A 17283-nucleotide genomic window follows, 5' to 3' on the forward strand; every position below is an offset into this window, starting at 1 on the left:
GCCCTTCTGTATCCCCCGCTCCAAAAACGGGTGGATACTTCTCCTTGTCCCCGTCGCAAGGGGAGGGCGCCTAGTACCGGCCCAAAGCGGCGATGGGTGATGAAGCTGAGCGGGGCCGCGACGCCCTGGATGGCGGGTCGAAGCGTGTGGGCTGTCTCAGAAGGACGGACCGCACGCCGAGGGGCCCGTCGGCCGAGCGAGCGCGGGTCGAAGAGGGCGGGGATCAGAAGCCGCCTATCGCACATCGTCGGCGTCGAGACGGATTAGCCGATCGACAAGATGCGCGCCCGTCCGGGGGTTAATTGGGAATCAGAGCTGAAACCGACGCTCGTGTGCCCCAATCCTTACGGTCAAGAACAGCTTGGCGAAGCGGACTGGTCGAGCCGAAACGCAAAAACACATCACGGTCTCCGGGTTCGCCCCGGCCGCTTCGCGCCTCCCCACTAAACTCAGCGAGTGATCTCGCGTGAGGCTGAAAAGCCGTGCGTTCCAAGATCCTCTCCCCGTGGGAGAGGGGTCGCCCAAAGGGCGACGGAGAGGGGATGCCATGAACAGAAGGGACTTCCCCCTCCGGCCCTTCGGGCCACCTCCCCCGCCAGGGGGAGGATCTTGAGGCCCGCCAGGCCCTCCTCAGCCCAGGAACACATGCCACATCAACCGTCCCGGCAGGAAGGTGAACAGGCCGGCGATGACCAGCCCCCCCACGAACATGCCGGTCATGGTCCGGCGATGCCGGCGAACATCGCGGCGCTTGATGGCGAAGATCCCCATCGGCAGGGCGATCAGGGTCCAGCCGCTGATCAGATGGATGAAGCTGAAATGGCCCGGATTGATCACCTTGATGAACAGCGAGCTGATCGCCGTCAGGGCCATGGCGGCCACCCAGATCCAGCCCAGACGCTTGTGCAGGCCCGTGCCCTTGACCCCGGCCAGCAGGACCGAGCCGATCACGAAGGCGGTCACGGCGCCGGCGATGTGCAGCTGGATGACCAGCGGCGCGGCGGCCAGCAGGGCCAGGTCCGGCGCGTGGGGATGAAAGCCCGCGCGCTCCAGGAACCGGACCGGCGCGGCGACCACGCCGGGGTTCGCCGCCAGGATCGCCATCGTCACGACGCCCAGGCCCAGGACGCCGAAACGTCCGCTCAGGGTGGCGCGTCGCATTGACTTGTCTTGATCGGCCATCTTCATCTCCATTTCGCGGTGGCGCCGCCTCGCGCCGTCGATGTCCCGTTCCTGGAGCGCCCCACCTCGTGCCTCAATCGTCGTTGCGTCAGTCGCCGCCCTCGCTTCGTGAACGGCTGGCCGACGCCGTTCACGCTTCGCGAATGGCGCTGACTCGCCGGGAAGCCTTGCGCGGCTTCGCGGTCTCGGCCGTGGCCGGCGTGTTCCTGGCGATGGTCGGCGCCTTCGGGATGAACAGCGCGCCGCTGCCGGTCCGCCTGGCCTACTGGGTCGGGCTGTGCGTGGCCGGGGCCGTGGTCGGCACGGGCGTCAGCCAGGTCGTCGGCCGCGACGGCCGCGCCGACGAGCGGCCGTGGCTGTACGGCGCCCTGGTCTGTATCGGCATCACCCTGCCCTTCACCGTGGTGGTCTGGCTGGTCACCGAGCTGGCGTTCAGGGGATCGGCGCGGCCTGAGGCCCTGCCCTACTTCCTGCCGCCCGTCTTCATCATCACCGCGGCGATGACGGCGCTGAACGCCCTGGTCCAGCGCAAGCCGCCCGAGACCCACGCGGCCCCGGCCGGCGCGCCGGCGCCGCGTTTCCTGGATCGCCTGCCGCCCCGGCTGCGCGGCGCCCAGCTGTTCGCGGTCCAGGCCGAGGACCACTATCTGCGCCTGCACACCTCGAAGGGTCAGGATCTGATCCTGCTGCGCCTGTCGGACGCCATCGCCGAGCTGGAGGGCATCGAAGGCGCCCAGACCCACCGCTCCTGGTGGGTGGCCAGGGACGCGGTCGAGGACGCCCGGCGCGCCGACGGCCGGGCCGTCCTGTCGGTGCGCGGCGGCGTCGAGGCGCCGGTCAGCCGGGCCTACGCCAAGGCGCTGCGCGACGCCGGATGGTTCTGATCAGCCCCGCCGCGCCCGCCACTCAGCCGCCGTCTGGCCCCAGAGGTCGATGACATGATCCTGGTACGGCGCCGGCATCCGACCCGGTCCGCGATTGATCGAACCCAGACGCTGGGCGACCTTTTGCGATCGCGTGTTTTCGGGGTCGATGCAGTGGATCACCTCGTCCCAGCCCAGATGGTCGAACACCCAGTCGATCGTCGCCGTCGCGGCCTCGACCGCATAGCCCTTGCCCCAGGCCTCGCGGGCCAGCCCCCAGCCGACCTCGGTTCCAGGCCAGTCCTCGGGCTGCCAGGGACCGATCCGGCCCACCCACTGGCCGCTGGACTTCTCGATCACCGAGAACATGCCAAAGCCCTTCAGCACCCATGAACCGGCCATGGTCGCCATGAAGCGCCAGGCGGGCGATCGGGGCTGGACGCCGCCGATGAACCGCGCGGCCTCGGCGTCGGCCATCATCCGGGCCCAGGCGTCCAGGTCCTCGCTGGCCGTCGGGCGCAGGATCAGGCGATCGGTTTCAAGCACGGGACCGGGCGCGACAGTCATCGGACGTTCCTTCTCTTCAGAGCACGCAGGCGGCCAGGCCGTCGCGGCGAACCGTTCCCGAAGCCCGGGTGATCTTGCGCGACCGCTTGGCGACATACTTGCCCGGCTTGACCACCTTCCACTTCAGCGGGCTGGGCAGGATGGCGGCTAGGCGGGCGGCCTGGGCCTGGGACAGCTTGTCGGCGCCGATCCCGAAATAGCGGCGCGAGGCGGACTCGGCCCCATAGATGCCAGGGCCGTATTCGATGGAGTTCAGATAGACCTCCATGATCCGCTTCTTGCCCCAGAAGGTCTCGATCAGCACGGTGAACCAGGCCTCCAGCCCCTTGCGGACATAGGAGCGCCCCGGCCACAGGAAGATGTTCTTGGCGGTCTGCTGGCTGATGGTCGAGCCGCCGCGGATCCGGCCGCCCTTCTCATTGCTGGCATAGGCCTTCTGCAGGGCGTCGAAATCGAAGCCGTGATGGTCGCAGAACTTGGCGTCCTCGGCGGCGATCAGGGCGCGCGGCAGGGCCGGCGAGACCGTGTCGATCGACCGCCAGCGATGATCCAGGCCCTTGCCCTCGACGGCGCGGATGACCATCAGCGGCGTGACCGGCGGCGGCACGAAGCGGAACACGATCACCGCCAGCACCGGCCCCGCGACCAGCACGATGAACAGCGCCAGAAAGATATTCCGCAACAGCTTCACGTATCGTCCCCAGATCCTGCTTGTCTTGACGCTGCGGCCGGATGCTAGCGACCTGAGACGTCCCTGTCGCGGGGGCTTGAAAAGCAAGAGCCTGGGAGTTCGGAATGGATGTTCTCGACGCCGTCAATCGCCGCATGTCGGTGCGCGCCTTCAAGCCTGATCCGGTGGACGGGACCGTCGTGCGCGACCTGCTGGAAGCCGCCGCCAGGGCGCCCTCGGGCGGCAACCTGCAGCCGTGGCGCGTCCAGGCCGTCTCGGGCGAGCCGCTGAAGGCCCTGCTGGCGACGATGCAGACGCGGGTCGCCTCGCCCGACACGCCGGAATACGACGTCTATCCGGCCAACCTCTGGGACCCCCTGCGCAGCCGCCGCTTCCAGGTCGGCGAAGACCTCTATGGGGCGCTGGGCATTCCCCGCGAGGACAAGATGGCTCGCCTGCAATGGTTCGCCAGCAACGGCCAGGGCTTCGGCGCGCCGGTGCAGCTGTTCTTCTCGATCGATCGCCGCTGCGGCCCGCCGCAATGGAGCGATGTGGGCATGTTCATGCAGACCTTCATGCTCCTGGCCGTCGAAAAGGGCCTGGACACCTGCGCCCAGGAATTCTGGTCGCACTATCACCAGGTGGTCCATGACCATGTCGGCCTGCCCGAGGGCCACATGCTGTTTTCCGGCATGGCCCTGGGCTATCGCGACGAGACCGCCCCGGTGAACACCTGGCGCTCGCGGCGCGATGCGTTCGAGACCTGGGGCGAGCTGAAGGGGTTCTAGCCCGCGAAGGTCCGGGGCGCGCTGATGTCGGGGATGTCGATGACCCCCGCCTCGCCGTCCTCGTCGCCCCAGGCCAGACGCTTGCCGTCCGGAGAGGCCGCAAGGGCGCTGATCGCGGCGCCCTTCTCGGCCTTCAGGGTCTCGATTCGGCCGTTGCGCATGTGCGCCGCCCAGATTTTGCCGTTGTCCTGGCCGGCGAACGCCACCGGCTGGGTGTCGAGCCCCGCCACCCGGACCACCATCGAATCGCGTGAGAACCCGATCTCGGCGGCTTCCTTGCCCATCGGGCCGCTGGCGCCGGCGAACGGCCAGACCACCGCGCCATTGGCGCCGGCCGTGACCATCAGGGCGCCCTTGTCGAAGAAGGCCATGCTCTTGATCTTGGCGGGATAGCCGCCCATCCGCATGTCCTTGCCGTCGCCCAGGCGCCAGCCGTGCAGCTGATTCTCCTGCATCGAGGAAACTAGGAACTTGCCGTCCGGACTGAAGGCCACGGCGATGTGGCTGCCGGCCCATTTCAGCACCTGCGGCTTCTGTTCCGCGATCCTGGCCCACCACAGCTGGGCGCCGCCATAGGCGGCCGTGGCCAGGCGCCGGCCCTTGGGATCGAAGGCCAGCCCAGAGACGGTCTTTTCGTGGGCGAAGACCCGCGAGAAGGCCGGATCGGCCACGTCGATCACATGCGCCTCGCGGCCGGCGGTGAAGGCGATCAGGCCCGAGGCGGGGCTGGCGGCCACGTGCTCGATCCACTTGCCCCGAACCTCGGCCAGAACAGTGGCGACCACCTCGCCGCCGTCGATTCGGCTCCAGACCAGACGGCCGTCGTCGCCGCCGGTGATCAGGCCATGACCCGACGGATGCACAACGGCGCAAAGGGCCGCGCCACCCATGGGGCCGCCATGCGCTTCGACGGTGACATAGCCCTCTTCGCTCTGCAGGCGAACGGTGCCGTCGCCCAGGGCGAAGGCGGCGCGACCGGACTTGTCGAAAAGAGCGGCGGTGACAAAGGCGTCGAACGAGAAAATCATGCCCGCGCCATACCCCGACAGGGCCGTGGCGCCTAGCCGGACGGCGCCGGCGCCCTCTCCGATGCGAACGGCGTTACCTCACAAAGAGTCAAAAAGGGGGTTGCCATTGCGCTGCGTCGTCGGGCTTTACTTCCGAGCCCGTCTGAGCCAGACGTGGCGACCTAACAATTGCGGGACCGCGAGTGACGCGGCCCTTGGGAGACAGTCAGGCTATGGCGGCTAAACTCTCTGGCGGTGGCGGTGGTCGCTACTCTCTCGGCCAGAACTCCGAAATCAACGTCACGCCCTTCGTGGACATCCTGCTGGTTCTGCTGATCATCTTCATGGTCGCCGTCCCGATGGCCACCGTGGCGATCAAGGTTGACCTCCCGCCGGCGACGATCCCGCCGCCCAACGCGCCCAAGCCCAAAGAGCCGGTCTTCATCTCGATCCAGAAGTCGGGCGCGCTCTATGTGGCCGACAAGCAGACCAGCCTCGACAACCTCGAGATCGATCTAGACGCCAAGTTCGCCGCGACCGGTCAAGCCGGCGCCAAGGACGATCAGCGCGTCATGATCCGCGCCGACGCCGACGTGCTGTACGCCGACTTCATGGGCGTTCTGAACCAGCTGCAAACCGCTGGCTGGTACAAGGTCGGCCTGATCAACGAAGACATCCACTAAGGATCTTCGGCGACAGCCAAATTCGAAGAGCCCCGGAAGCGACGCTTCCGGGGCTTTTTCTTTGCTCCCCGGCCAATCGTAAAAAATCGTGCCGTGGGCGAGTTCCGCTCGCCCACGGCACGACGCTTGAAACCGACCCTCCCTGAAGGCCCTGGCCGTCCCGTTTCCGAACAGGACGGCCCCAGGGAAGATCCGGGAGAGCCGAATGCTCAACGAATGGAACAGCGAAAGCGCCGCCAACCAGGGCGTGTCGATCGAAGGGGTGCGGATCAACCTCCCGACCCTCGACACCGCGGCCACCGCGGCGATCCGCCGGGCGGAACAGGGCGAGGGCTTCACCCTGTTCACCGTCAATCTGGACCATCTCGTCAAACTGGCTTCGAACGACGCCTTTCGCGGCGCCTATCGCCGCGCGACCTATGTCACCGCGGATGGCTGGCCCGTCGTCTGGCTGGCGGGCCGCAAGAACACCCAGCTGCAGCGCGCCACGGGCGCCGATCTGGTCGAGCCGCTGTGCCAGGCCGCCGCCGCCCGCGACCTGGGCGTCTATTTTGTCGGCCCCGGCCCGAGAGCCCAGGCCGGCGCCCTGGAAAAGCTGACCCAGCGTTTCGAGGGCCTGCGCGTCGCCGGCGCCGAGGCCCCGCAATTGCCTTCGGGCGACAGCGCGGCCATGCTGGCGGCCATGGATCTCGACGCCATGGCCCAGCGGATCAACAGGTCCGACGCCCGCATCTGCTTCGTCTCCCTGGGCGCGCCCAAGCAGGAGATCCTGGCCGACGCCCTGGCCGCCCGCTGCCCGGGCGTGGGCTTCATCTGCGTCGGCGCCGCTCTGGACTTCATCTCGGGCGAAGCCCGCCGCGCTCCAGGCTGGATGCAACGTGGCCGGCTGGAGTGGTTCTGGCGGCTGGCGACCAACCCCCGCCGCCTGGCCATTCGCTATGCCGAATGCGCCATGCTGTTCCTGGCCCTCGCCCTGGGCGCGACCTCGGGCCAGCCGCCCTCGACCGTCGCCGCCGAACCGCGCGGCGTGCTGCGATGATCCCGCCGCTCGCCGGCCAGATGGCGCGACGCTCGGTTCTGGCCTCGGCCCTGGCTCTGGCCGCCTGCGGTCGCGGCGCGGGCAAGGCGGCGGCCGACACCGGCCCGCGCGCGACCCGGACGGGTCCTGTTCCGCTGTTGAAAGACCTGGCGCCGTTCCAGATCGGCACGGAGATCGTCTCGGACCAGTTCGGGACGGCGTTCGACGCCGTGGCCGGCTCGCAGTTCTCGCAGATCACCAGCGGCTACGAGCTGAAGATGGAATACATCCTTCAGCCTGACGGCGCGCTCCGCTTCGACGGCGGCGACCGAATCGCCGACTTCTGCACGGCCCATCGCCAGGCCCTGCACGCCCACACCCTGATCTGGTACATCGACAACCCGCCCGCCTTCCAGAAGCTGGAAGGCGACAGAAAGGCGTTCGACACCGCCTATGGCCAATACATCCAGGCCGTCGCCGGTCGCTATGCCGGTCGGGCACGGGCCTGGGACGTGGTCAACGAGCCGATCAATGACGACGGCGAGACCCTGCGCGAGTCGATCTGGACCCGAAATCTGGGCCTGGAAGGACACTTCATTCGCGCCCACGAGGCGGCGCGGGAAGCCGATCCCAACGCCCTGCTGTTCGTCAACGAGTACGGCCTGGAGAGCAATCCGAAGAAGCGGGCCAGGTTTCTGAATTTCGTCGAGTCGATGCTCAAGCGCGGCGTCCCGATCGACGGCATCGGCACCCAGAACCACGTGAATTTCGAGCTGCCGCCCGGCCAGATCACCGCCGCCCTCCGGGACGCCGCCAGCCTGGGCCTGCCAGTGCATTTCTCCGAGTTCGACTGCTCGCTGCAGTCCGACAAGGTCAGCTTCATGTCGCGGACCGACAGGCTCAAGGCCCAGAGCCGCCTCTATCGCGAAGCGATGGAAGCCTTCGTCGCCCTGCCCGAGAAGCAGCAATACGCATTCACCATCTGGGGCGTGCGCGACAAGGACTCATGGCTGCGCACCGCGACCTGGGTCAAGGACCACACCGACGCGCCGCTGCTGTTCGACGACGAGGCCCAGCCCAAGGAGACGTTCTGGACCCTGATCGACGTGCTGCAGGGCCGCTAGGCCAACGCTCCGATCAAATTTTAAGACTAGGTCGATAGCGTCGACCGCACGTTGCGCGGAGGGCTCGCCGATGAGCGGTCAGCACAAGGATTACGTCGCCGGACTGGACGGCCTGCGCGCCGCCTCGGTCAGCATGGTGATTCTGGGACATGTCGGCCTGGGTGACCTGATCCCCGGCGGCATGGGCGTGACGATCTTCTTCTTCATCAGCGGCTTTCTGATCACCCGACTGCTGTGGTCCGAACGCGACAAGAACGGCGGCGTCGACCTGCTGCGATTCTATGGTCGCCGGACCCTGCGCCTGCTGCCGGAAATGCTGGTGCTGCTGCTGGTCCTGAGCTTCATCGTCGGACCGCTTCTGGGTCAGCACATGCAGCCGCTTCAGGCGCTGGCGGGCCTGACCTACTGGACCAACTACTACATCATCAGCGGTCTGGGCGACTGCGGTAACTGCGCCGTCACCGGACACCTCTGGTCGCTGGCCGTCGAGGAGCACTTCTACCTCGTCATGCCCCTGGCCATGCTGTTGTGCGGTTTCGTCCCGCGCAGACTGGCCGCGCTGTTCCTGATCGCGATCATCGGGGCGGCGGCGTGGCGAACCTATGCCTATGCGGTGCTGCACGTGTCGGAAGTCTATACCTACAAGGCCACCGAGTGCCGGATCGACTCGATCGCCTGGGGCTGCCTGGCCGCCGTGATCGAACGCAAATGGCCGGCCGCCATGACGTTTGTTCAGCGCCGAACCTGGCTGGTGTTCGGCGCGGGCGCCGCGACCATGCTGGCGTCCCTGGCCTATCGCGAGCCGATCTTCCGCGAGACCCTGCGCTATTCGGTGCAGGGCCTGGCCCTGGTCGGCATCATCCTGCCGCTGGTGGCCGCGCCCCGCGCCGCGCCTCTGGTCAGGATCCTGGAAATCGCGCCGCTGCGCTGGATGGGCCGGCGGTCCTATGCCGCCTATCTCTGGCACATGCTGGCCCTGACCCTGGGCGGCATGGCGGTGGGCTTCACCGGGATCATCGAGACCGCGCCCCGCTCGACCCAGCTTGCGGCCCTTCCGTTCGTGGTGGCCCTATCGTGGATCTTCGCCGAACTGAGCTACCGCTTCGTCTATACTCCGGCTCAGAAGCTGAAGCCCTACGTGACGCCGGGCCGTAGGCCCGCAGGCGCCTCCGCAACGCACCAGACGATCGAGGCGCGCAGCTAGCGCCACCTTCGATACGCCCACAACCCTGGCGCGATACTTGCTTGTCCTCCTGACGCCGCCATCGAACGCGGCGCATGCAGAGGGACGCGATGACGGCGATCACCAGCGGCGGGACCTTGACCCAGCAGCTCTACCAGCGACTGTTCGACCGCCTGAACACCAATGCCGACGACGCCGTGTCGTTCGATGAGATGAGCGCGGCTGGAACCAGCTTTTCCAAGGCCGACGCCGCCTTCAATGCCCTCGACGCCAACGGTGACGGCCGGGTCGTCCGGGCGGAGATGACGCCGTCGAGCACCTTCGGCGCTGACACGCTGAACGCCATGCTCTCAGCCCAGACCGGTCAAGCGCCTCAAACCCAAGAGGAAATCATCAAAGCCCTGTTCGCACGGGCCGACGCGGACGGCGACGGCGCGCTCAGCGCCGACGAGATGAAGGCTGAAGCGGCGATCAAGCAGGCGGCCGCTCTCGACGCCGGCTACTCGCCAGACGTGACCTACCTGAAAGTGGCTGGGGACAGCGACGGTCTGTTGCAGCGGGATGAAATCATGGTCGCGCGCCGACTGCACATCCCGGCCTCGGCGATCAGATCGATCGACGAACTGCCGGCTGGAATCGCCGATCGGCTGCGGGACGCGACGCGCGCTTATGGCGAGGAACCCGCGGCTGGTGGGCAAGTTTCGCCGCCGTCCGAGCCTTTGACCCCCGAACAGCGGCAAGCCCGGCTGGACCAGATGAGGGCCGACCTGATCGAACGCGATTCAGGCCCGGCGGGAACGACCCGCTATCTGAGCCGTGAACTGGGTGGACTACGCGATCAGGCTCGCGCCGATCTCGACCAGACGCCGATGACGAACAGCCTGGTCAGCCGGTTGATGCAGCAAATCGTGGCGGGCTGGAGCGCCGCGCCCGCCGACGCGCCGTCTCAGACTTAGGATTTTCGGCGCTTGGCCGCGTTGAATCCCCCAGCCATCAGGGCGACGACAGCCAAGGGCGCGAGCAGCAGCAGCCAAACCAGAATGTTGGCGACCAGATGGACGGTGGCCAGCAGACGATCGTTCAGCGTGAAGGCGGCGAGGGTCAAGGCGAAGTCTCCGTCGGACGGCGTTCCAAAACGGCTCGGAACGCCGGTGCTCGAGAGACCCGTCGCAAGGGGGGCGCCAATCGCCCCCGCCGCTAGAGCTTAAGCCGCGCAGGCCTCGAAGCCGGCCTTCAGTTCAGCCTCGTCCAGGTCGCGGCCGATGAAGACCATCCGGCTGTAGCGCTTGTCGGCGTCGGTCCACGCGCGCTGGAAGTCGCCCTCCAGGATCATGTGCACGGCCTGGAAGACCAGACGGCGATCCTCGCCCTTCACGTCGATGATGCCCTTGGCGCGCAGGATGTCGGGCCCGCGACGGGCCAGCAGGTCATTGAGCCAGACGGTGATCTTCTGACCGTCCACGGGCCGTTCCAGGGTCAGGGAGACACCCTTGACCCCGTCATCATGGATCGCGCTGGCGTGGTCATGCCCATGGTCATGGTGATGACCATGATCGTGGCCGCAATGTTCGTCGTGCACGTGGCCATGATCATGGTCGTGATCATGGTGGTCATGGCCGCAGTGCTCGTCATGGACGTGGCCGGCCTCGCCATGAGCGGGGTTGAGGAAGTCCGGCTCCAGCTCGGTGATCCGCTCCAGGTCGAAGCTGTGCTTGCCCAGGATCGCCGACAGCGGAACATTCGAGCGCTGGGCGCGGTGGATCGGGGCCAGCGGGTTGATCCGACGGATCCGGGCCTCAACGTGGCGCAGGTCATCCTCCGACACCAGGTCGGTCTTGTTGAGCACGATCTGGTCAGCGAAGGCGATCTGCTCGACGGCCTCGCGGCTGTCGCCCAGACGCAGCATGATGTGCTTGGCGTCGACCACGGCGGTGACCGAATCCAGCTGGGTGCGGGCCTTGACGTCCTCGTCGACGAAGAAGGTCTGGGCCACCGGGCCCGGGTCGGCCAGGCCGGTCGTCTCGACGATGATGGCGTCGAAGCCGCCCTTGCGCTTCATCAGGCCCGACAGAACCCGGATCAGGTCGCCGCGCACCGTGCAGCAGACGCAGCCGTTGTTCATCTCGAACACTTCCTCGTCGGCCCCGACCACCAGGTCGTTGTCGATGCCGACCTCGCCGAACTCGTTGACGATCACGGCGTAGCGCTTGCCGTGCTTCTCGGTGAGGATGCGGTTGAGCAGGGTGGTCTTGCCGGCGCCGAGATAGCCGGTCAGCACGGTGACGGGGATCTTGCCGGTGGTGGCGGGGGCGATGTTGGTCATGGCCGCTATTTAGGGGGTCGGAAGCCCGGGCGGAAGCCCGCTGTCAGGTCTTGAAGAAGGCTACGGCCAGACCGACCACGACCAGGGCCGCGCCGAGGATAGTTTCCTCGTAGCGTTCCACCCATTGCAGGCCCAGGCGCTTGAACCCGGCCAGGCTGAGGCCCGTGAAGATCAGCATGCCCGCCGAAGTGGCCGCCATCAGCACGGCGCTCAGCACCAGGAACGCCCGCCAGCCGTGTTCCATGCCCGCCAGATAGTAGGGCAGAAAGGCCTCGCAGGGGGACAGGGTAAGAAGCGTGACCAGGGCCGCGATGGCGGCGCGGTCCGAGGCGTAGGCCCTGCGTCCCGCCTCGGGCAGGGCGTGGTTGTGACGGCCGCGCAGGATGTAGAAGACGCCGACAGCGGTCATCAGCCCCCCAACGATCCAGTGGAACACGCCGCCCAGGCTGGGCTGCAGGGCCAGTCCAGCGACAACCAGGACAAGGCCCAGCACGATCGTCAAGCCTACATGGCCCAGCCCCGCCAGCAGGGTGACGCCGAGGGTGCGGCCCGTAGACCACTTCTGCGCGCGGCCAACCAGCACGAACGGAAGCCAGTGCGTGGGCAGGGCCGCGTGCAGGAAGGCCACGGCGAAACCGGTGGCGGCGATCGAGGCGAAGAAGGTTGAGTTCACGGCCAAGGCTATATACTGTTATATTGTAACGTTCCAGCCCAAATCCGAATTCGGACCGGGCTTGCGTTTCCTGCCCGGGAATCTGTCCGAGACCGTTGACTCAACGTCGACCGGCTGTATAAGTCCGCCCCCTCGCCCGCCGGGTTTCCTTGCGGGCGTTCCCTATTTTGCGAACGCACGTTTCTTAAGGCGCTAACCTATGTACGCGGTGATCAAAACCGGCGGCAAGCAGTACCGGGTCCAAGCCGGCGACCTGCTGGTTGTCGAAAAGCTCGACGGTGAACCAGGCGCGGAAGTCGCTTTCGGCGAAGTCCTGATGCTTGGCGAAGGCGAGGCCGTGACGGTCGGCGCCCCTCTCGTGGACGGCGCTGTCGTCTCCGGCACCCTGATCGAAACCCGCAAGGGTGAGAAGGTGAAGATCTTCAAGAAGATCCGCCGTCAGGGCTATCGCCGCACCCGCGGTCACCGCCAGACCGAGTCGGTCATCCGCGTGACCTCGGTCGCCGGCGCCGGCAAGGAAACCAAGTGGGACGGTGTGGTCGATCTGACCCCGAAGCTGATCCTGGACGCCCGCGCTCGCGGCCTCGGCGACAAGGCTGTCGCTGACGTAGCCTCGATCCCGGTCGCCAAGACCGCGGCTCCGGCCGCTGAAGCCGCCCCGAAGAAGAAGGCCGCGCCGAAGAAGGCCGCAGCCGCCCCGGAAGACGGCGAAGCCTAAGCGGCTGCGCCTCTAGAGATTAGGAGAGCAAGATGGCTCACAAAAAATCAGGCGGCTCGTCCAGCAACGGTCGCGATTCAGACGGCCGCCGCCTTGGCGTGAAGAAGTTCGGCGGCGAGAAGGTTCTCGCCGGCAACATCATCATCCGTCAGCGCGGCACGAAGTTCTGGCCGGGCGCCGGTGTCGGCATCGGCAAGGATCACACCCTCTTCGCGCTCGTCGAAGGCGCGGTGAAGTTCGTGACCAAGAAGCATAACCGCACCTACGTAACGGTAGCGCCGACCGCGCAACCGGCCGAGTAGCACGCACTCGACTTTTTCGGGTCGCGCTTCTCGGACGAGAAGACGACCCGGACAGACGAACCTAAGCGGGGAGTCCGGGAAACGCCGGGCTCCCCGCTTTTGTTTTGTCTGCGACGCCATGAAGCACCGAATCGCCATGGCGGCGTCACGGTCCCCGAGCAAAGAGGGGCCGAGAAACCGGGAGGCGTACGATGTGCGTCATCGACATTAGTCCCCAGATCGAGACTCGGCGGATCACGCTGCGCGCGCCGGCCATGGCCGACGTCTCGCGCCTGACGGCGCTGGGCGGCGATCGCGACATTTCCCGCATGACCACGCGGATGCCCTGGCCCTATGGCCGCGCCGACGCCGAAGACTTCGTCGCGCGCTGCCAGGCGCAGGACCGCCGGCGGGACAACACCTTCGCCATCGACCTGGAAGACGAGGGTGTGATCGGCGTGCTGGGCCTTTTCACGCCGCCGGGCGGTCATCTTGAGATCGGATACTGGATCGGCAAGCCCTACTGGGGGCGAGGCCTGGCCACCGAAGCCTGTCAGGGCGCCCTGAGCTGGACCCGGCAAACATGGCGCAAGAAGCTGGTCGTCGCCGGCCACTTCGCCGACAATCCCGCCTCGGGTCAGGTGCTGATCAAGTCCGGATTTCTCTATACGGGCGTCGTCGAGACAAAGCCGTCGGTCGCGCGCGGCGAGGCTGTCGCGACGCGAATGATGGTGTGGCTCGCGTGAGCGCCGGCTAGAGCATTTTCCGATAAGTGTGAAACGGTTATCGGATAGAAAAATGCTCTAAACTTTTGATTTAGAGCCCTTTTCGCCCGACCCCGATGAAACTATCAGGTCGGAAAGGGCTCTAGGCCGCGCGGTGGGTCGCGATGACCTTCTGCGGGCCTTCGCGGAACCGCCTTTCGGCGGTGACGATGCGCTCGCACAGGGCGTCCAGGTCCGACAGCAGGGAATAGGTGGCGTAGATGGGGATTTCCATCAACGCCACCTGGGCCCGCGGCATGAACTCGCAGTACTTTTTCCACGACAGGTGGGCGTCGCGCGCGCTCATGGCTCTCTGGCCCAGCGGGTTCCAGAGATCCAGATCCATCAGTTCGTCCCGGCACTGCTTCATCACCGGCAGGGCGATGTAGAGGAACAGGAAGGTTGGGGTCGCGGCGCGGGTGAACTGGGGTTGGACCTGCATGTGCCAGATCCGGAAGGCCTCGAAGAAGCCCGCCTTGCGGGCGGGGTCCGGCGGCAGCCAGGTGGCGTCCTGATTGATCAGGTCGCCGGCGGCCGCGGAGCGCTTGACCAGTTCGTCGGCCGAACGACCCGCGGGCATGGTTTTCGAAAGCGCGGTGACCGGAATGTTCAGCCGCTTGGCGACGTCGCTATAGGCCACCTGCTGGCCACCCATCGGCGTCCATTGGCCAAACGACGCGGCGTTCGGCGCGGACGCTCGCTTCATAGCTGCCGACTGATGAAGCAGAAGCTGCTCTTCGCGCTTCTTCTCTGCCTGGATGCGGTCGAACTCTTCCTCGTGCGCGGCCTGCTCCTCGGGAGTCATCCAGCGCGCGCGGCCGGGGCCATAGGTGCGTTCGGTGCGATTGATCAGAACAAGCCCGTGCTCGGGGCTCGGCCGGGTTCCGATATCGGTAAGGAAGGCTCGAAAATCCCGCCAGGTCCCGACCACGCCGGTTCCCCGGCTCATCAGGATGTTGCGATGGATCGACGCCTCGCCGGCATACTTCTTACACAGCGTCTGGAGCGTCAGGTCCCGCAGGTCCTTCGCCAATTCCACTCCGACGTCTGGTGCCGTGGTCAACGCTAGCCTCCCCTCCGCCGAGGAAAAAACGGCGGTTTCGCAGCAAGACGCTTTGTCGCACAACGTGTTTTAACATTTCGTCACACGGCCGAACAGCGTTCAATCCGGCCTTCTGTTCACGGCCTTCGCGCCATTTCGGCTCGACGCAGCAAGCGCCTTGGGACAAAAGACGTCCATGAAGTTTTTGGACCAGTGCAAGATCTATATCCGCTCCGGCAACGGCGGCGGCGGCGCTGTCTCGTTCCGACGCGAGAAGTACATTGAATACGGTGGCCCCGACGGCGGCGACGGCGGCCGTGGCGGCGATATCTGGATCGAGGCCGTGGACGGTCTCAACACCCTGATCGACTACCGCTACCAGCAGCACTTCAAGGCCGAGACCGGGATCCATGGCATGGGCCGCGGGCGCCATGGCGCGGCGGGCGCGGACATCACCCTGAAGGTTCCCGTCGGCACGCAGGTGCTGGAAGAGGACAAGGAAACCCTGATCGCCGACCTCGACACGGCGGGCATGACGGTGCGCCTGTGCAAGGGCGGCAACGGCGGCTGGGGCAACCTGCACTTCAAGGGTCCGGTGAACCAGGCCCCCAAATACGCCAATCCCGGCCAGGAAGGCGAAGAGCGCTGGCTGTGGCTGCGCCTGAAGCTGATCGCCGATGTCGGCCTGGTGGGTCTGCCCAATGCCGGCAAGTCGACCTTCCTGGCGGCGGCCACCGCCGCCAAGCCCAAGATCGCCGACTATCCCTTCACCACCCTGACACCCAACCTAGGCGTCGTGGATCTGTCGACCAGCGAGCGGTTCGTTCTGGCTGACATTCCCGGACTGATCGAGGGCGCCTCGGAAGGCGCGGGTCTGGGCACGCGCTTCCTGGGCCATGTCGAGCGCTCGGCGGTGCTGATCCACCTCGTGGACGCCACCCAGGACGACATCGTCGGCGCCTGGACCACCATCCGGGGCGAGCTCGAAGCCTATGGCGACGAGTTGGGCGACAAGTCCGAGATCCTGGCCCTGAACAAGGTCGACGCCCTCGACGAGGAGACCATCGCCGAGAAGGTCGCCGAGCTTGAGGCCGCCACGGGCGTTAGGCCGCGCCTCGTCTCGGGCGTGTCGGGCAAGGGCGTGAAGGAAATGCTGCGCGCCGCCTATCGCGAGGTTCGCGTTCGCCGGGGCGACGAGATCGAGGAAATCGACGAGGAAGAAGACCACGTCCCGGAGACCCCCGGGGGCTGGAACCCGTGAGCCAGGCCCCGGCCGGGCCGCTGGCCAAGGCCAGACGTATCGTCTTCAAGGTCGGCTCGGCGCTGCTGGTCGACGCCGAGACCGGCGCGGCCAACAACGCCTGGCTGAAGGCCTTCTGTGACGACGCCGCGCTCCTGCGCGCCCGGGGGCAGCAGGTGGTGGTGGTGTCGTCCGGGGCCGTGGCCCTGGGCCGTCGCCGCCTGGGCCTGACCGGCCGCCGGTCCCTGACCTTGCCCGAGAAACAGGCGGCGGCCGCCGCCGGTCAATCGCTGCTGATGCGAGCGTGGGAGGAAGCCTTCGAGCCGCACGATCTCGGCGTGGCCCAGATCCTGATGACCCGCGACGATACCGAGATGCGTCGCCGCTGGCTGAACGCCCGCGCCACGGTCGAAACCCTGCTGAACCTGGGGGTCGTCCCCGTGGTCAATGAAAACGACACCGTCGTCACCGAGGAAATCCGCTACGGCGACAACGACCGCCTGGCCGCCCGCGTGGCCCAGTTGGCCGGGGCCGACCTGCTGGTTCTGCTGTCGGACATCGACGGCCTCTACACGGCCGATCCCCGCCGTGATCCGGCCGCCGAGCACCTGGCCGTGATCTCCGAGATAACGCCCAGTATCGAGGCCATGGCCGGCGGCGCGAACGCCGCGTCCGGCGTCGGCACCGGCGGCATGGCCACCAAGATCGCCGCCGCCCGCATCGCGCGCGCCGCCGGCTGCGCCACCCTGATCACCCTGGGCTCGCGCCCGCATCCGCTGCGGGCCATCGAAGAGGGGGCCAAGGCGACCCTGTTCGAGGCCGGAGCCAGTCCCGCCGCCGCCTACAAGGCCTGGATCGCCGGGTCGCTGGCGCCGCAGGGCTGGGTGTCGGTCGACGCCGGCGCCGCCGCTGCTCTGGCCAAGGGCAAGAGCCTGTTGGCGGCGGGCGTCCGCGCCGTCGAAGGTCCCTTCGACAAGGGCGACGCCGTGCGGGTGCGCGACGAGACCGGCCGCGAGGTGGCCCGCGGCCTGATCCGCTACGACAGCGCCGACGCCCACCGCATCGCCGGCCTGCGCTCCGACGCCATCGAGGCGGAGCTGGGCTTCACCGAGGGTCCGATGATCCACGCCGACGATCTGGCGGTCGCGGAATAGCCG

At 67.1% G+C, this 17283-nt stretch carries 20 protein-coding genes; 12 read left to right on the top strand and 8 right to left on the bottom strand.

Annotated features, from left to right (window positions below):
* Positions 1 to 630: 630 nt before the first annotated feature.
* Entirely contained in the window at positions 631 to 1182 is a 552-nt protein-coding gene (locus ACQY9P_RS04950) for a DUF2306 domain-containing protein (protein ID WP_421736375.1), read from the bottom strand.
* A 143-nt stretch (positions 1183 to 1325) separates the two neighbouring features.
* Between ACQY9P_RS04950 and ACQY9P_RS04955 the strand changes: the two genes are divergently transcribed.
* Positions 1326 to 2066 carry a LytTR family DNA-binding domain-containing protein gene (locus ACQY9P_RS04955; RefSeq protein WP_421736374.1) on the top strand — a complete coding sequence of 247 codons (741 nt, stop codon included), beginning with the start codon at positions 1326 to 1328 and terminating at the stop codon, positions 2064 to 2066.
* Here the strand turns inward: ACQY9P_RS04955 and ACQY9P_RS04960 are convergent, their stop codons facing one another.
* Both ACQY9P_RS04960 and mtgA read right to left on the bottom strand, forming a co-directional pair.
* The gene (locus ACQY9P_RS04960; protein ID WP_421736373.1) at positions 2067 to 2612 is read right to left on the bottom strand and encodes a GNAT family N-acetyltransferase; all 546 of its coding nucleotides are present in this window, start codon (positions 2610 to 2612) and stop codon (positions 2067 to 2069) included.
* A gap of 16 nt (positions 2613 to 2628) precedes the next feature.
* Positions 2629 to 3318: a monofunctional biosynthetic peptidoglycan transglycosylase gene (mtgA, locus tag ACQY9P_RS04965; RefSeq protein ID WP_421738253.1), complete on the bottom strand. Its 690-nt coding sequence runs from the start codon at positions 3316 to 3318 to the stop codon at positions 2629 to 2631.
* Between the two features lie 89 nt (positions 3319 to 3407).
* On the opposite strand from mtgA, the gene ACQY9P_RS04970 reads away from it, so the two are divergent.
* Positions 3408 to 4070, top strand: coding sequence for a nitroreductase (locus ACQY9P_RS04970; RefSeq protein ID WP_421736372.1), 663 nt, complete (start codon positions 3408 to 3410; stop codon positions 4068 to 4070).
* On the opposite strand, the gene ACQY9P_RS04975 is transcribed toward ACQY9P_RS04970, so the two are convergent.
* Complete coding sequence (locus tag ACQY9P_RS04975; RefSeq protein ID WP_421736371.1) at positions 4067 to 5098, bottom strand: WD40 repeat domain-containing protein; 1032 nt, start codon at positions 5096 to 5098, stop codon at positions 4067 to 4069. The genes ACQY9P_RS04970 and ACQY9P_RS04975 overlap by 4 nt on opposite strands.
* 212 nt (positions 5099 to 5310) lie before the next feature.
* On the opposite strand from ACQY9P_RS04975, the gene ACQY9P_RS04980 reads away from it, so the two are divergent.
* The 5 genes from ACQY9P_RS04980 to ACQY9P_RS05000 all read left to right on the top strand — a co-directional run bounded on the left by ACQY9P_RS04980 (position 5311) and on the right by ACQY9P_RS05000 (position 10041).
* A complete protein-coding gene (locus ACQY9P_RS04980) occupies positions 5311 to 5760 on the top strand; it encodes a biopolymer transporter ExbD (RefSeq protein ID WP_421736370.1) in 450 nt (149 codons plus the stop codon).
* 205 nt (positions 5761 to 5965) lie between these two features.
* Positions 5966 to 6799, top strand: a complete 834-nt coding sequence (locus ACQY9P_RS04985) for a WecB/TagA/CpsF family glycosyltransferase (RefSeq protein ID WP_421736369.1) — start codon at positions 5966 to 5968, stop codon at positions 6797 to 6799.
* Complete coding sequence (locus ACQY9P_RS04990) at positions 6796 to 7902, top strand: endo-1,4-beta-xylanase (protein ID WP_421736368.1); 1107 nt, start codon at positions 6796 to 6798, stop codon at positions 7900 to 7902. The genes ACQY9P_RS04985 and ACQY9P_RS04990 overlap by 4 nt, the downstream gene beginning before the upstream one ends.
* A 70-nt stretch (positions 7903 to 7972) precedes the next feature.
* Entirely contained in the window at positions 7973 to 9106 is a 1134-nt protein-coding gene (locus tag ACQY9P_RS04995; RefSeq protein WP_421736367.1) for an acyltransferase family protein, read from the top strand.
* 89 nt (positions 9107 to 9195) lie between these two features.
* Entirely contained in the window at positions 9196 to 10041 is an 846-nt protein-coding gene (locus ACQY9P_RS05000; protein ID WP_421736366.1) for a hypothetical protein, read from the top strand.
* Here ACQY9P_RS05000 and ACQY9P_RS05005 read toward each other — a convergent pair.
* The 3 genes from ACQY9P_RS05005 to ACQY9P_RS05015 form a co-directional block, all read right to left on the bottom strand.
* Positions 10038 to 10190, bottom strand: a complete 153-nt coding sequence (locus ACQY9P_RS05005; protein ID WP_421736365.1) for a hypothetical protein — start codon at positions 10188 to 10190, stop codon at positions 10038 to 10040. The two genes, ACQY9P_RS05000 and ACQY9P_RS05005, sit on opposite strands and share 4 nt — an antisense overlap.
* Positions 10191 to 10289: 99 nt before the next feature.
* Positions 10290 to 11408: a CobW family GTP-binding protein gene (locus tag ACQY9P_RS05010; protein WP_421736364.1), complete on the bottom strand. Its 1119-nt coding sequence runs from the start codon at positions 11406 to 11408 to the stop codon at positions 10290 to 10292.
* A gap of 43 nt (positions 11409 to 11451) precedes the next feature.
* Complete coding sequence (locus ACQY9P_RS05015; RefSeq protein ID WP_421736363.1) at positions 11452 to 12081, bottom strand: hypothetical protein; 630 nt, start codon at positions 12079 to 12081, stop codon at positions 11452 to 11454.
* A gap of 199 nt (positions 12082 to 12280) precedes the next feature.
* Here ACQY9P_RS05015 and rplU point away from each other — a divergent pair, with 199 nt between their 5' ends.
* The 3 genes from rplU (at position 12281) to ACQY9P_RS05030 (ending at position 13826) form a co-directional block, all read left to right on the top strand.
* Entirely contained in the window at positions 12281 to 12799 is a 519-nt protein-coding gene (gene rplU / locus ACQY9P_RS05020; protein ID WP_421736362.1) for a 50S ribosomal protein L21, read from the top strand.
* Between the two features lie 32 nt (positions 12800 to 12831).
* Entirely contained in the window at positions 12832 to 13101 is a 270-nt protein-coding gene (rpmA, locus tag ACQY9P_RS05025) for a 50S ribosomal protein L27 (RefSeq protein WP_421736361.1), read from the top strand.
* Between the two features lie 191 nt (positions 13102 to 13292).
* A complete protein-coding gene (locus ACQY9P_RS05030) occupies positions 13293 to 13826 on the top strand; it encodes a GNAT family N-acetyltransferase (RefSeq protein WP_421736360.1) in 534 nt (177 codons plus the stop codon).
* Positions 13827 to 13947: 121 nt separating this feature from the next.
* On the opposite strand, the gene ACQY9P_RS05035 is transcribed toward ACQY9P_RS05030, so the two are convergent.
* A complete protein-coding gene (locus ACQY9P_RS05035; protein WP_421736359.1) occupies positions 13948 to 14907 on the bottom strand; it encodes a hypothetical protein in 960 nt (319 codons plus the stop codon).
* A gap of 175 nt (positions 14908 to 15082) precedes the next feature.
* Between ACQY9P_RS05035 and obgE the strand changes: the two genes are divergently transcribed.
* Both obgE and proB read left to right on the top strand, forming a co-directional pair.
* Entirely contained in the window at positions 15083 to 16147 is a 1065-nt protein-coding gene (obgE, locus tag ACQY9P_RS05040; protein ID WP_421736358.1) for a GTPase ObgE, read from the top strand.
* Positions 16144 to 17280 (top strand): glutamate 5-kinase, encoded by a 1137-nt coding sequence (gene proB, locus ACQY9P_RS05045; protein ID WP_421736357.1) that lies wholly within the window; start codon positions 16144 to 16146, stop codon positions 17278 to 17280. Before obgE ends, proB begins: the two co-directional genes overlap by 4 nt.
* The last annotated feature ends 3 nt before the right edge of the window (positions 17281 to 17283 follow it).

It is taken from the genome of Caulobacter sp., from assembly GCF_965279145.1.
Lineage (GTDB): Bacteria > Pseudomonadota > Alphaproteobacteria > Caulobacterales > Caulobacteraceae > Caulobacter.